Origin of the sequence: Pseudomonas sp. BIGb0164 (assembly GCF_024810135.1) — a bacterium.
GTDB lineage: Bacteria > Pseudomonadota > Gammaproteobacteria > Pseudomonadales > Pseudomonadaceae > Aquipseudomonas.
Window position 1 is genome coordinate 459,520 of sequence record NZ_JANUEA010000004.1, and the last position, 13,284, is coordinate 472,803.

At 60.3% G+C, this 13,284-nt stretch carries 11 protein-coding genes, 1 tRNA gene and 1 pseudogene; 5 read left to right on the plus strand and 8 right to left on the minus strand.

The genetic code is table 11. The annotated features are described in order from the left end of the window. The first annotated feature begins 324 nt into the window (after positions 1 to 324). Positions 325 to 549 (plus strand): DUF2790 domain-containing protein, encoded by a 225-nt coding sequence (locus M2394_RS13395; protein ID WP_178918520.1) that lies wholly within the window; start codon positions 325 to 327, stop codon positions 547 to 549. A 50-nt stretch (positions 550 to 599) separates the two neighbouring features. Here M2394_RS13395 and M2394_RS13400 read toward each other — a convergent pair whose 3' ends face one another. Continuing rightward, a complete protein-coding gene (locus M2394_RS13400) occupies positions 600 to 1,010 on the minus strand; it encodes a hypothetical protein (RefSeq protein ID WP_259172789.1) in 411 nt (136 codons plus the stop codon). A gap of 185 nt (positions 1,011 to 1,195) precedes the next feature. On the opposite strand from M2394_RS13400, the gene M2394_RS13405 reads away from it, so the two are divergent. Continuing rightward, positions 1,196 to 1,271 (plus strand) — tRNA-Thr (locus tag M2394_RS13405). Between the two features lie 468 nt (positions 1,272 to 1,739). On the opposite strand, the gene M2394_RS13410 is transcribed toward M2394_RS13405, so the two are convergent. Beyond that, entirely contained in the window at positions 1,740 to 2,225 is a 486-nt protein-coding gene (locus M2394_RS13410; protein ID WP_259172790.1) for a hypothetical protein, read from the minus strand. Between the two features lie 121 nt (positions 2,226 to 2,346). Here M2394_RS13410 and M2394_RS13415 point away from each other — a divergent pair, with 121 nt between their 5' ends. Next, the gene (locus M2394_RS13415) at positions 2,347 to 3,255 is read left to right on the plus strand and encodes an AraC family transcriptional regulator (protein ID WP_259172791.1); all 909 of its coding nucleotides are present in this window, start codon (positions 2,347 to 2,349) and stop codon (positions 3,253 to 3,255) included. Here the strand turns inward: M2394_RS13415 and M2394_RS13420 are convergent. Together M2394_RS13420 and M2394_RS13425 are read right to left on the minus strand one after the other, a co-directional pair. Then, positions 3,249 to 3,950, minus strand: coding sequence for an SDR family NAD(P)-dependent oxidoreductase (locus M2394_RS13420; RefSeq protein WP_259172792.1), 702 nt, complete (start codon positions 3,948 to 3,950; stop codon positions 3,249 to 3,251). The genes M2394_RS13415 and M2394_RS13420 overlap by 7 nt on opposite strands. Continuing rightward, positions 3,947 to 4,168 carry a 4-oxalocrotonate tautomerase family protein gene (locus M2394_RS13425; RefSeq protein WP_176997326.1) on the minus strand — a complete coding sequence of 74 codons (222 nt, stop codon included), beginning with the start codon at positions 4,166 to 4,168 and terminating at the stop codon, positions 3,947 to 3,949. The genes M2394_RS13420 and M2394_RS13425 overlap by 4 nt, the downstream gene beginning before the upstream one ends. Positions 4,169 to 4,401: 233 nt before the next feature. Between M2394_RS13425 and M2394_RS13430 the strand changes: the two genes are divergently transcribed. Continuing rightward, the gene (locus M2394_RS13430) at positions 4,402 to 4,605 is read left to right on the plus strand and encodes a hypothetical protein (RefSeq protein ID WP_176997040.1); all 204 of its coding nucleotides are present in this window, start codon (positions 4,402 to 4,404) and stop codon (positions 4,603 to 4,605) included. Positions 4,606 to 4,769: 164 nt separating this feature from the next. On the opposite strand, the gene M2394_RS13435 is transcribed toward M2394_RS13430, so the two are convergent. Next, on the minus strand, positions 4,770 to 6,065 hold the full coding sequence (locus tag M2394_RS13435) for an OprD family porin (protein WP_259172793.1): 1,296 nt from the start codon (positions 6,063 to 6,065) through the stop codon (positions 4,770 to 4,772). A 412-nt stretch (positions 6,066 to 6,477) separates the two neighbouring features. Here M2394_RS13435 and M2394_RS13440 point away from each other — a divergent pair. After that, positions 6,478 to 8,565: pseudogene (locus M2394_RS13440) on the plus strand (TonB-dependent receptor). Positions 8,566 to 8,627: 62 nt separating this feature from the next. Here the strand turns inward: M2394_RS13440 and M2394_RS13445 are convergent. The 3 genes from M2394_RS13445 to M2394_RS13455 all read right to left on the minus strand — a co-directional run bounded on the left by M2394_RS13445 (position 8,628) and on the right by M2394_RS13455 (position 13,209). Then, positions 8,628 to 8,843 (minus strand): hypothetical protein, encoded by a 216-nt coding sequence (locus tag M2394_RS13445; protein WP_259172794.1) that lies wholly within the window; start codon positions 8,841 to 8,843, stop codon positions 8,628 to 8,630. A gap of 234 nt (positions 8,844 to 9,077) precedes the next feature. Next, entirely contained in the window at positions 9,078 to 10,184 is a 1,107-nt protein-coding gene (gene aguA / locus M2394_RS13450) for an agmatine deiminase (protein WP_178918512.1), read from the minus strand. Positions 10,185 to 10,305: 121 nt separating this feature from the next. Continuing rightward, complete coding sequence (locus M2394_RS13455) at positions 10,306 to 13,209, minus strand: aminotransferase (protein ID WP_259172795.1); 2,904 nt, start codon at positions 13,207 to 13,209, stop codon at positions 10,306 to 10,308. Between the last annotated feature and the right edge of the window lie 75 nt (positions 13,210 to 13,284).

Here is a 13,284-nt window from a genome sequence, read left to right on the forward strand (position 1 = left end):
GACAAGAACGGCGCATAACTGACACACCCATCAACAAATATTCGGTTGCCCTACACTGTCTCGAAAATTTGCCTACATGAAACCGCGATTAAACCGACGGTTTATATCGCGCAACAGAATACGGAAACCTCACCCGGATTCAAGGGAAAACCGGCTGAGCGGTCGACCCAAAATCCCCGGCAAAGCCACGGCCCGTGTATCTCTGTGTATGCAGGCTTACCCCCTATACACAACGAAGCAAAACCCGCGCCGCCTGACACAGGCCAGATACCTCCCCGGCTTTCAATAAGCCCACACCCTTATTGAACCCGGAGGATACCCACCATGAACTGGAACACCTTGATCGCCGTCAGCCTGCTGGCTTTTGCCGTAAACGCACACGCCGACATGAAGCCAAAGCCCGATATCCAGCGCGTACTGTCCACCACCGAAGACACCCGCGCAGGCTGCGGCGTGGTGGATGCACGGATGACCTACCTGGACTCGAAAGGCCAGACCCAGGTGCTGGCCTACAAGAAATTCACGGATAACTGCGGGGACGGGAACTGAGGCATGCGCCAACCGGGCACAGCGGTGCCCGGTTTTAGCGCGACGGTGAGTCAGCCGCGAATGCGGTGCTCGGTAAACGCATAGTCTTCTTGGCAGTCCCCACTCGGGCTCGCCGACACACTCACGTAATGCACCGTGTCCGGGTCCACCAGCTTATAGGTGTACAGATCCGGCGTACGCACACCGTCGGTGCGCACCTCATTCTTGCCATTGGCCGCCGACCAACTGCCCTGCTCCGTCTGGATCACCTGCGTCTGCTGCGCATCGCGGAAGAAAGTAATGGTGAAACGCCCGTCGGAACGCAGGTTGTTGGTCCACGAGAGAAACTGGCATTTGTCGGTCTGCGTGCGAAGGCCTTTCCACGTGCCTACCAGGGCGGGGTCGTTGGCAGGCTTATTAGACGAGCAGCCGCTGAGGGCGGCGGTTAGCAGGAGGAGAGACAGGCATAGCGTCCGTTTCACGTGGGGCGTCCTTTTGATTTGGATGGGTTGCGCGCTGGCGCTGAAGGCTCTGAGGCGCGGTAGGCATCCTAACCTTGCCTGTAGGAAAAAGGAGCGCGAGGGAGAAAAGCGTGGGTTTTGTAAAAATAGTCAGAATTCAGGGGTTTACAGAAGCTTGCCAATCGCTATAATCGTCGCCCTAACACGCCGGTATAGCTCAGTTGGTAGAGCAACTGACTTGTAATCAGTAGGTCCCGGGTTCGACTCCTGGTGCCGGCACCATATAAGACGAAGCCCCTGCAGAAATGCAGGGGCTTTGTTGTTTCTGGGGTTTGGGTGAGCGTCCACAAAACGTCCACGCCTTGTTCCCCTTATCGTGCAGCCCACCCTCTCTTTTCTCCCTTCGCTGTTGCCTCACCCAATCCAGGCGTTCAAAGCCGCCGAAGACGCGATAAATTCACGCCCCACTGCGCCGGGCGACTTTCTATTTATTGGCACTCGCTCTCACGAAGAACACGTGAATGAACTGACGACCACTCACGGTCACGCATTTTATGGCGCTACACGCTTGGATTATTGGCAGGAGTTGGGCAGGGCCGTGCTTGACGATGTGGTGAAGGTATTGGAGTCGCCTGACATCGCCCTGTAATAGGCTGTTGATGCAGTGACTGAGCTGGCGCCATCGCGGGCAAGCCCGGCTCCCACAAAAAAGCGCCCCAGCCTGTGAAGGCTGGGGCGCTTTTTTGGGTATCAGGCAAACCGCCCACCTCGCCTGCGCAGGTAAACCATCTGCGTAGCCACCCCAACCACCAGCGCCAACGCAATCCCCCCCTGCGCCCCTATCAACACCGGCGACTGCAGATCCGTCACAAACGGATGCCCATCCGGCACTCTGCGCAACGTCTCCGAAACGGTCGGCACCATGAGGAAAAACGCGGTCAGGCTCAGGAAGATCGTTTCCAGATACGCCCGCGCCTTACCCAACCAGCTGACATATCCCACGCCATACCCCGCCAGCAGCAGCGCAATCGTGATGACGCCAATCGCGTTGCTGACCGGTTGCTTCGCGACCAAAAACACCGTGAAACCACCGATCAGCATGGATGCCAGGTAAAGCACGCCCGGTGTCGAGCGGGGGACGATGCGGCCGTGGCGGATGAACATGTAGGCGGCCAGTGGAATGGCCGGCAGGCTGCCGAGGGTGTGTAGCCAGCCGAGGGCGGAGATTCCGAACATGGTGGGGTTCTCGTTTAATTGGACGATAGGCATAAACGGCTGATGTTTGGCGGTTGCGTTTTGCTTGGCCCAGCGCGCTATGATCTTGGGTTCAGCTTAGTGAAGGCGCGGTGGAACCAACATGACGAATCCCCTCGAAAACTTGATCATTCATCCGGAAATGCAGTTAGAGGGGCTGGCCAAAGGGGATTTGCTGTCCCAAGTGCTGGCGCAGATTCGTCTGACGGGCGATCGGGTGTATTCCGCGGCACTAGTGGAAGCGCAGTACCTTGAACTGGATGAGAAGAGCGCGCACATCGGCGTGCTTCAGCAAGGTCGGTTGCTTCTGGAGGGCGCCGGTCAGCAGACAACGATGCTTGAGCAGGGCGATATCATTCTGCTGCCCCATGACCCCACGGGTATCACGATCACGGCGGTCGACGGGCCGGCGACGGTGGTGATCTGTCGGTTCTGGTTCGACGCGAGCAGTTTCCAGGCGATGCTGTTCGCCCTGCCCCGGCTGATCCTTCTTCGTCACGCCGACGCCGCGCCGTGGTCGGAAGGGATTTTGCATTTCATGTTGCTCGAAGCCCATGACACGCAGCCGGGCGGTGCGTTGATGATTTCGCGCCTGATCGATCTGGTGGTGATCCGCATTTTGCGCACCTGGGTGCATCAGGGCGCCGCGTCGGGATGGCTGGGTGGGTTGTCGGATGCGCGTATCGCCCGCGCACTGAGGGCTATTCATGCGACACCGGGGCAGCAGTGGCGTATTGATGCGCTGGCTGATCTGGCAGGCATGTCGCGCTCCAATTTCTGTGAGCGCTTCAGTTCATTGATCGGGCGTTCGCCGTTGCGCTATCAGAATGAGTGGCGGCTGACCCTGGCGAAAACCCTGTTGTCGCAGCACGACAGTCGAATCGGCGAGGTGGGTTTCGCGGTGGGCTATGAGTCGGAAGCGGCTTTCAGTCGGGCCTACAAAGCCTTCTTTGGCCGCTCGCCACGGGAGGACAACGCCCGGCCGAACCAGGCCGGGCGTGTGGATCAGTGACCGGCGCTTTGCCCGCCGTCCACGTGGAGGATCTCGCCGGTAACAAACGCTGCGTTCTCCAGGTAGAGGATGGCCTGGGCGATATCACTCACTTCACCCATATGCCCCACCGGGTGCAATTGCCCCAGCGCGGCGTGGGTTTCCTCGCCATGCATAGGCGTCTTGATGATGCCCGGGCTTACGGCATTCACGCGGATGCCGCGCTTGGCGTATTCAATCGCCAGTGATTTGGTTGCCGAGTTCAACCCGCCTTTGGTGAGGTTGGCGAGTACCGAAGGCACGCCGTCGATGGCGTGGTCGGCAAGGCTGGTGGTGACGTTGACCACATGGCCGGCGCGGTTCTTTTCCATCTCAGCGATGGCGAGCTGGGTGATATAGAAGAAGCCGTTGAGGTTCACCGCGAGGACGTTGGCGTAGTCCTCCGGGGTGTAGGCGGTAAACGGCTTGGCGATGAAGATGCCGGCGTTGTTGATCAGGCTGTCGATACGCCCGAAGGTGGCCAGGGCTTCGCGGACCACGCGCTGGGCGGTGGCGGGGTCAGCGATATCGCCGGCCACGGTAAGAATGTTCGGATCGGTGGACGGCTGGATCGACCGCGAGGTGGCGACCACCCGGTAATCGAGGGCGCGGTAGGCCTGGACCACAGCGGCGCCGATGCCTTGGGAGGCGCCGGTAATGATGACGACTTTGCTCATGATGCTTCTCCAGAAGAGGCTTGGGATTTGCGGTATTCGGTGGTGGTGATGCCGGCGTAGCCCCAGTTATCGGTGTCGACTTCTTCGATGACGATGTGAGTCAGGTCCGGGCGTTTGTGCAGGACGCGTTCGAGGGTTTCGGTGAACTCGGCGATGACCTGGGCTTTTTGCTCCGGGGTGACGCCATCACGGGTAATGCGCAGGCTGACAAAGGGCATGGCAGAGGCTCCAGTGGCCGGGCATCGGGATGATGGGCCGGCAGTGGGGCCAATTTAGGCTTGCGCCATTGAGGGATAAAGGTGGCGCGGAGTACTTCATTAGTGATGCGGTGTAACAAGTGTTCACGCCAGTTCCACAAGATTTCACACCCGCCCGCGATACTGGCTAAGTAGCATCGCCTAGTGTTCCCCTCAAACCCTCAACGCGCATCCTGACGATGCAAGGAGCTCCAATGTCGTGCGTTCCTCCTTCCTGCGGCGGCGGCAGCAAGCCACCGGCCACCAGCGGGACCGGCAGCACCAACAACGCCGATTCGGCGATTGCCAAGATGGAAGCCACGTTCAACATGGCGATCGAGAAGTCGGCAAAGATCACCGAAATCAGCACGGCCAAAAAAGCCGAGCTGGACGCCACCAAACAGCGTCCGCAAAACTGATGTGACGGGCGGGCAGCGCCTGGGCGCTGCTTGCTTCGCCTGCAGGTTCCCGCCTTTTTTGCGCCCTCGCCTGGCTGTTTTTCTGTGCAAAACCGCCAGGCATAAAAAAACCCCGAACCAGTCGGGGTTTTTATCGCCTTGAATCAGGCGTAACGCGCGATCAATCAGAACACGTTGATCGGGTAGTCGGCGAACAGACGCAGTTCGTTACCACCTACGTTGTAGTTGCTGGCGTTGTTGGAGACGCGCAACCACGACGCACGAGCACGCAGGCTCAGGTCTTTGGCCGGGCCGCTCTGAACGACGTATTTGAACTGGTTGAAGATTTCACGCTCGGTGCCACTGCCGCGGTTGGAACCGTCGTCAATGTTGGTGCCGCGCACGTAGGCGATGTTGTAGGTCAGGCCAGGCACGCCGAAGGCGCTGAAGTCCAGGCCGTAGCCGGCTTGCCAGGAGCGCTCGTCCTTGCCGTTGAAGTCAGACCAGTAGGAGTTGGCCAGCAGGATGGTGTTGCCACCGTCGCCGATGCCGCTGTCCCTGGTGTTGTTGCGGTAACCGCCGTACAGGTAACCGGTGTCACCGGTGCTGCGCTGGTGGGCCACGGTGAAGCTGTGCGGGCCGACAGCCCAGGTAGCGCCCAGGCTCCAGATCTTGTTGTCGCGGGCGTCAGCGTCACCTTGGGTCAGCTGGGCGAAGCTCTTGTCCAGCTTGGTTTTGTAGCCGTTGAAGTCAAAGGTCAACGATTGCTTCTCTGGCAGGGCCAGCACGTAGTTGACGTTGACGTATTGCTTCTTCAGCACGTCTTCCATGTCGGAAGCGTACAGGGCAGCCGACAGGCTTTCGGTGAATTTGTAGCTACCACCGATGTAGTCGATGCTTTTCAGGCGGCCGCTGTCGGTGCCTTCAGCCGCTTTCTGAGCTTCCTTGGTGAAGTGACCGGCGTCCAGCTGCAGGCCAGCGATCTCTTTGGAAACGATCGAAGTACCGGTGTAGGTTTCGGACAGCAGGCGGGAGTTGTCGTATTCCAGCACCGGCACGGCCGGGAACTGATCACCGTACTTGAGCACAGTGTTGGAGACGCGGAACTTCACGGCAGCGCCGCCTTTGGACAGGTCACGGGCGGCTTCGCCGCTGTCGCCCTGCTTGAAGAAGTTGATGCCGCCCGCGCCGCTGCGACCTTTGCCACCGTCCAGACGGATAGCGTATTGGCCGATGGCGTCCACACCCACACCAACGGTGCCTTGGGTGAAGCCGGACTCGAACTTGCCGATGAAACCCTGGCCCCATTCGGCTTTGTCTTGCTTGCCGTTCTTGTAGTCACGGCTGATGTAGGCATTGCGTGCTGCGATGTTCAGGTGGCTGTCTTCAACAAAACCCTTGGATTGCTCCTGGTCGTTGGCCATTGCCTGAGTAGCGCTCAAAATCCCCAGAGCGATCAGACCCATCCGTTGCTTCAACATTTTCTTGTATTCCTTATTACTGGTTGAGTACGCGCTGTGACACCAGGCTCCGTGTTGCTTTTCTGGTGTCGACTTTTTCCAGAAAAAAGAAGGCCCGCGGACGACTGAACTGCCGCGGGCCTTTTTTTATTGGATGAGTCATGGCGGTTAGCCACAGGCGTTGGGCGCAATCCTATGCGCGCGTTGAACTATGTGTCAATTTCGTGAATCGTCTGTATTTAGGCGAAATAATTCTAAGCAACGTCCTACGGCACTTCGCTGAAAGTCTGAAAATCCCTTCAATACCCCTAAAAAACACATGAAGTAACATATTTTCCAGGCGATACGTTTGGCAATGGATAACGCGCGCAAATGCAAAGCATTACCATTCGCGCGCATTTTTCCCTCCCAAACTTTCTGGATACATGCCTTCATGCCTGCCTATCGCCTGACGCCCATCACCCTGGGGCTTTCTGTTTTGCTGTCTGCCGGTTTTGCCTGTGCGACCACGGTCTTGCCTGAAACTTCAGTCAGCGCAGAAGCTGACGAAGACGACCCACGCGTCAGGGAAACCAGCACCGCCACCCGCACCGCCACTTCGGTACGGTATGTGCCCCAGGCGATCGATTCGGTGAAAACCGAAAGCCTGCGCTCCTACGGCACCAATGACCTGGGCCAGGCGTTGAGCGGCATCCCCAACGTGAGCAGCGGTGCCGACACCCGTTTCGACAGCCTGCGCATCCGCGGTTTTGACGCCAGCAATGACTTCTACCTCGACGGCATTCGTGACGACAGCCAGTACGTGCGCGACCTGCATAACATAGAGCGCATCGAAGTGCTCAAGGGGCCTGCCGCGGTGCTTTACGGGCGAGGCGGCCAGGGAGGGATCGTCAACCGCGTGAGCAAGCTGCCCCAGGCCGGGCACAAATCGAGTATTGAAGCCCAGGGCGGCAGCGATGATTTGCGCAGCCTGTACGCCGACCTCAGCACCGACCCCACCGAAACCATCAGCCTGCGCCTGAACATGGGCAACCAGGACAACAACAGCTTCCGCGATGGCGTCAGTGGTAACCGCCAGTTGTTCGCGCCGTCCATGAGTTGGCAGCTCACGCCCGACCTGAACTGGCTGGTGCAATACGAATACAGCCGCTACAACCGTACGCCCGACCGTGGCATTCCCGGGGTCAACGGCCGGCCGGCGGATGTGAGCCGCAGCACCACCTACTTCGACAACCACGACTACATCGACGACAAATCCCAGTCCCTACGCTCCAAGCTCGCCTACGAGCTGAACAGCAACTGGCAACTGCGCCATACCCTGGGCGTGTTCAAACTCAACAGCGACTTCGACAACACCTACCAGACCGGCTACACCGCCGCGACCAACCAGGTTACCCGCCAACACTGGCAGCAGGACCTGAACACCCGCAACGTGTTCAACAACCTTGAACTGGAAGGCGGCTTCGACACCTAGGGCCTGGAGCATCGCCTGCTCACCGGCCTTGAGCTGGGCAGCCAGCGCCGCGACCCGAAACTGTATACCGCCGCTACCAGCGGACCCGGTCGGCAGGCCGTGCCGAGCCTGGACCTCAACAACCCCAACCGCAACCTGCGCCATACCGGGCGCATGAGTGTTTCCAGCAACAACCACACCGAAGTCGAAAGCCGTGCGCTGTATGTGCAGGACCAGCTGCGCCTCAATGACCAATGGCAATTGCTGGGTGGCCTGCGTTACGACCACTTCGAAGTGGACACCACCAACAAGATTCTCAACACCCGGCAAGCTGTCGAAAGCCACAGCACCAGCCCGCGCGTCGGGGTGGTGTGGACGCCGGTAGAGCATCACTCGTTCTATGCCTCGTGGAGCAAGACCTTCTCGCCAGCAGGCGGCGGCTTGATCGGCATCACGCCGAACGCCGCCGGCAGCGTCAACGACCTGAGCCCCGAACTGACCAAGCAAAAGGAAATCGGGGTCAAGAGCGACTGGCTCGACGATCGCCTGAGCACCACCCTGGCGGTGTACGAACTGGAACTCTACAACCGTCGCACCAGTGACCCGCTGGACCGCACCATCACCCTGCTCAGCGGCCTGCAGCGCTCACGCGGCGTGGAGCTGACGGCCACCGGAAAGATCGTCGGCAACTGGTACATGCGCGGCGGCATCGGCCTGCAGGACGCCAAGGTCGAGAAGGACAACAACGGCTTTGAAGGCAAGCGCGTCAGCGATGTGGCCAAGCGCAATGGCAGCCTGTTCCTCACCTGGAAACCGGAGATGGGCTGGTACGCCGAAACCGGCCTGACCCTGGTGGGCGACCGTTATGCCGACAACCTCAACACTGTGGTGTTGCCGGGTTATGGCCGTTGGGATGCGTTGGTCGGCTTGCGCCAGAAGGAATGGGACGTGCGTGCGGCGCTCAACAACATTGCCGACAAAAACTACTACGCCTCGGCGACCAGCGTGGCGCAGATCCAGCCGGGTGAACCGCGCAGCCTAGTGGTGACAGGCACCTACAGCTTCTAAGCCGATAACAAAACGAAATGTGGGAGCAAGCCCGCTCCCACATTTTCAGATATCAGTGTTCTTCAGTCGTGCATCAATTCGCACAAGGCATGCACTTCATCTTCGCTGAACAACCCCGCCGGGTAACGTTCACTCATCACACTGCGCAGGTCGGGCTGCTGCCTGACCTGACGCGAACCATTTGCCTTCAACCAGAGCGCCAGCGCGTGGATAGCGTCACCGTTGACCCGCAGAGGGTGGAAGGTGCGCGTGTACATCAGGTTGATATCGGCATTCATTTCAGCGCTCTCTCCTACTGCGTGAGCGGCTAACTTACTCAAGGTTTGTGACAGAACTGCGCAGTCATCACCTTGGGTCACTGTCGCAACACCGATACAAGAGCTATGCCAATGTCCCGTGTTTATGGACATCCGGACACAAAAAAGCCCGCGACCTTGCTAGACCGCGGGCTTGCTGTGGGCGCTGAAACCGAGTAGCACCCGATCGTCGGCCAGACGTTGTTACAACTGCACTCAGTTTTTGTGCGGAGCTGGCTGCTGTTGGGTCAGGCAATGGATATTGCCGCCCCCCAGTAACAGTTCACGACCCGGCACCATCACCACCTCATGCTGGGGGAACAGGTTCTGCAGGATTTCCTTGGCTTGGCTGTCCAGCGGGTCGTCGAAGCTCGGGGCGATGATGCCGCCGTTGACGATCAGGAAGTTGACGTAGGAACCGGCCAGACGCACGGTCGGGTTGCGTTCCTGGCTGCCGTCCACCGGGTCCACGCCCGCACATTCCTCTTCGGTCGCATACAGCGGCCCCGGAATCGGCATCTTGTGCACTGTGAACGAGCGGCCCTTAGCGTCAGTGCTGCTTTGCAGCACGTCCATGGCGGCGTGGCAGCGGGCGTAGTTCGGGTCTTGCGGGTCATCGGTCCAGGCCAGCAACACTTCGCCCGGGCGCACGTAGCAGCAGAAGTTATCCACATGGCCGTCGGTTTCGTCGTTGAACAAGCCATCCGGCAACCAGATGACCTTATCCACCGCCAGGTTGTCGCTGAGCACCGCCTCGATTTCCCCACGGTTCAGGTGCGGGTTGCGGTTGTGGTTCAACAGGCACTCTTCGGTGGTGATCACCGTGCCTTCGCCGTCGACGTGAATCGAGCCACCTTCCAGCACGAAGCCTTCGGTACGGTAACGCGGTGCGCGCTCGATCTCGAGAATCTTGCCGCCCACCTGGGAATCGCGGTTCCACGGCGCATACAGACCGCCCTCAAAACCACCCCAGGCGTTGAAATCCCAGTTCACGCCGCGCACTTCGCCACTGTTGTTGATGACGAACGTCGGGCCGGTGTCGCGCACCCAGGCGTCATCGTTGGACATTTCCACCACGCGGATATTGGGCACATCCAGGCGAGCGCGAGCGTTTTCGTACTGACCGGCAGAAACCGCCACGGTCACCGGCTCAAAACGCGCAATGGCCTTGGCCACCGCCACATGAGCTGCCTGCGCCGGCTTGCCGCCCAGGCGCCAATTGTCCGGGCGCTCCGGCCAGATCATCCAGGTCTGGGTCTGTGGCGCCCACTCGGCAGGCATATGAAAGCCATCGGCGCGGGGCGTGCTGTGCAGGGTGGTCATGGCGATCAGGACTCCGAATGGGGTAAATGCCGACTTTATAGCGGATATAAATCGGCTTTAAAAGCAACAAAATACAATAGCGACGAAATATGATATTCATTAGCCGATAACAATCGACTATCTACAGCTGTTCATCCAGCACCTTCGAGAGCATGTCGACAAAGAAATCCACGCTGCGTTTGGTCGTGACCATCGGCGGCTTGATCTTGAGGATGTTCAGGTAGTCGCCCGTCGGTTGCATGAAAACCCCCAGCTCGCGCAAGCGGTCGCACAGCAGCGCGGTTTCTTCCGTCGCCGGCTCCAGGGTTTGTCGATTACGCACCAGCTCCAAGCCCAAGTAGAAGCCGGAACCGTGAACCGCCCCCACCAAGGGGTGACGGTCGATCAGTGCTTCCAAGCGCGCCTTGAAATGCCCGCCGACCTCTTGGGCGTTTTCCCACAGCTTTTCTTCTTCCATGACATCCAGTACCGCCATGCCGATCCGGCAACTGACCGGGCTGCCCCCCGACGACGAGAAGAAATACCCCTCGGCCTCCAAGGCCTCGGCGATTTCACGACGGGTGATCACCGCGCCCAATGGCTGGCCGTTGCCCATGCCTTTGGCCATGGTGATGATGTCGGGCACCACGCCCTGCTCCTCGAAGCCCCAGAAAAAGTGCCCCATGCGGCCGTAACCCACTTGCACCTCATCTGCAATGCACACACCGCCCTGAGCGCGCACCAACCCATACACTTGCTGCAAGTAACCGGGTGGCAAGGAGATGCCACCGGCATTGCCATACACCGGCTCGCAGATGAAACCGGCCAGCTGGCGTTTGCTCGCGGCGATTTTCGCCAGGTTGTGTTCCACGCTTCGCACGTAATCCGGGGCGCTGTCCTGCCCACGGAACTCACCACGATAGGTATTCGGCGCCGTCACCGGGTGCACCCAGTCCGGGCGACTGCTCAGGGCCTGGGGGTTGTCGGCAATGGAGGTGGACACCGCATCTGCCGCCACCGACCACCCGTGATACGCCTCCAGCACACTGAGCATGTCGCGACCGCCGCTGTAGGCCCAGGCCAGGCGGATCGCCAGGTCGTTGGCCTCGGTACCGCTGTTGACCAGGAACACCCGGTCCATGCCAGCCGGTGCCAGCGCCAGCAACCGTTCGGAGAACTCGGCAATCGCCGCATAGTGAAAACGCGAGTTGGTATTGAGCAGCGACCATTGCCGCGCCGCCACCGCCGCCATGCGCGGGTGGCCGTGCCCCAGCACCGCCACGTTGTTGAGCATGTCCAGATAGGAGCGGCCCTGCATGTCGATCAAGTGGTTGCGCCAGCCGCGCTCGATACGCGGCGGGTCGACGTAATAATGTTTCTGCGAGCGGGCGAAGCTGGCGTCGCGCCGTGCCAAGAGGGCCTCGGGGTCGAGTTCGGGCTCGGCATCACAGGCCAACCCCAGCAGCTCGGCCGGCGAGGGGCAAATCGCCTGCCACGCCTGGGCGCGAGACGGTGTGCAGAACAAGGGCGGTTCAAGGTCGCCACGGCACAACTGTACGACCAGCGGAGCCTGGACCTCGCCCAGTACCTGCCCCTTCACCAGCGTCGAACCCTGAGCCAGCGTCGTTTTTCCTCCCCACAGGCGCAGGCTCGTCTCAGCGCCGCGCAAGTACAGCAAACCGTCGGCCCCCAGGTGCAAAGTCCCGGCAAACGGCGCTTCCAACACCGTACCGTGGGGCAGGTGCAGTTCCACGTGCAGCGCCAGTGTCTGCGGCTCTTCGGCGCTGTCAGGGCGGGTACGCGACAAACGGTATTGCCCGTAACGGCTGGCGGCCAGCCCGTGCACCCTCGCGGCTTCATCCAATAAATGCCGGTCGATGCCCGGTTGCTCCCAGTTACCGGCCTCGAAGTGCGGGCTGAGCACGCCCAGGTCGATCAACGCGAACTCACGCCCGACCAGGCCAGGCAGCAACGGCGCGAAATCCTGGTTGGCCAGTGGTGGCAACGTCTCACCGACACAGCGCAGGATCGCGGCTTCCATCAACTCAAACGGCACCGACGTGGCAACTTGAAAGATTTCCCACTCGTGCTCGGCATTTTTCAACAGATAAGTGTTGTCCGGGTCCAGCCGTTGCTGCTGCTCGCTGCTCAACACCAGCACCGCCGCACGGGCGACGATCAACGGCCACAGCGCTTGCAGCTCTTCGCGCTGCAACGGGGTGACCGCGTGGCAGGCCTGGATCGCCGGCAAAATGGCAAACGGATCGCCCTCGGCATGGTGCAGCAGCGCCGCGCAGGTCACCGACAGGTCGGCAATACGCCAGGTGTGCACCAGGTCGCCAAAATCAATCACGCCCTGGACCTGCCAACGCCGCTGGGCGTCGCGTTGCCACACCACATTGTCGTCGGTGATATCCATGTGCACGGCTTGCCAAGGCAAATGTTGCGCCAGCGGCTTAATAGCGGCGTCCACCTGGTCGGCCACCTGCTCCAGCGCGGCACGATGGGGCAGGTCCTCCAGGGTCGCCAGCAGGTGGGTGATCAATTCCTGCGCGTGGCGCGGGTCCCATTGCAGGGTACGCTCCAGGCCGGGGTGGCTGAAATCGGCCAATGCCTGGCTCATCCGCCCGCACAGCTCGCCAAAGCCTGCGATCACGTCGCGGCCAAGGTGAGGCACGTGCGTCAGCGGTTCGCCGTCGATGTAGTCCAACAGCCGCAAATGAATGGTTTGCCCGTCCACGGCCACCGTCAGCAGCGACTCGCCTGTTCGCGCCGCAATAACGGTGGGCACGCGTACCTGGCCCTGCAGGTATTCAAGGGCCGCATGCTGGGCCTCAAGTTCCACGGCAGCGTAGTCGCCCCGGCAGATTTTCAGAACAAAGCGGCCTCGGGCGCTGTCGACCTTGTAATTGAGGTCCTGCTGGCTGCCCAGGGACTGCAACGTGCCAGCGAGGTCGTAGTGCTGCAACAGCAGCTGGGCTGCCTGATCAGGGCCCACTTGCGGGCAAGGCAAACTGGCGCGATGGATCAACGTGGCAAGCAACATTGTGACGACCTCTGTTTTTTTAGGCGTCTATATCGCCACTGTTATAGGGGGTTAGGCAACCCCCTGGCGTATATC

Excerpts from the sequence above, each read along its gene's own strand:
- M2394_RS13395 (WP_178918520.1), top strand. The coding sequence starts at position 325 with ATGAACTGGAACACCTTGATCGCCGTCAGCCTGCTGGCTTTTGCCGTA.
- M2394_RS13410 (WP_259172790.1), bottom strand. The coding sequence starts at position 2,225 with ATGTTCGGAATCTCCGCCCTCGGCTGGCTACACACCCTCGGCAGCCTG.
- M2394_RS13415 (WP_259172791.1), top strand. The coding sequence starts at position 2,347 with ATGACGAATCCCCTCGAAAACTTGATCATTCATCCGGAAATGCAGTTA.
- M2394_RS13420 (WP_259172792.1), bottom strand. The coding sequence starts at position 3,950 with ATGAGCAAAGTCGTCATCATTACCGGCGCCTCCCAAGGCATCGGCGCC.
- M2394_RS13425 (WP_176997326.1), bottom strand. The coding sequence starts at position 4,168 with ATGCCCTTTGTCAGCCTGCGCATTACCCGTGATGGCGTCACCCCGGAG.
- M2394_RS13430 (WP_176997040.1), top strand. The coding sequence starts at position 4,402 with ATGTCGTGCGTTCCTCCTTCCTGCGGCGGCGGCAGCAAGCCACCGGCC.
- M2394_RS13435 (WP_259172793.1), bottom strand. The coding sequence starts at position 6,065 with ATGTTGAAGCAACGGATGGGTCTGATCGCTCTGGGGATTTTGAGCGCT.
- M2394_RS13445 (WP_259172794.1), bottom strand. The coding sequence starts at position 8,843 with ATGAATGCCGATATCAACCTGATGTACACGCGCACCTTCCACCCTCTG.
- aguA (WP_178918512.1), bottom strand. The coding sequence starts at position 10,184 with ATGACCACCCTGCACAGCACGCCCCGCGCCGATGGCTTTCATATGCCT.
- M2394_RS13455 (WP_259172795.1), bottom strand. The coding sequence starts at position 13,209 with ATGTTGCTTGCCACGTTGATCCATCGCGCCAGTTTGCCTTGCCCGCAA.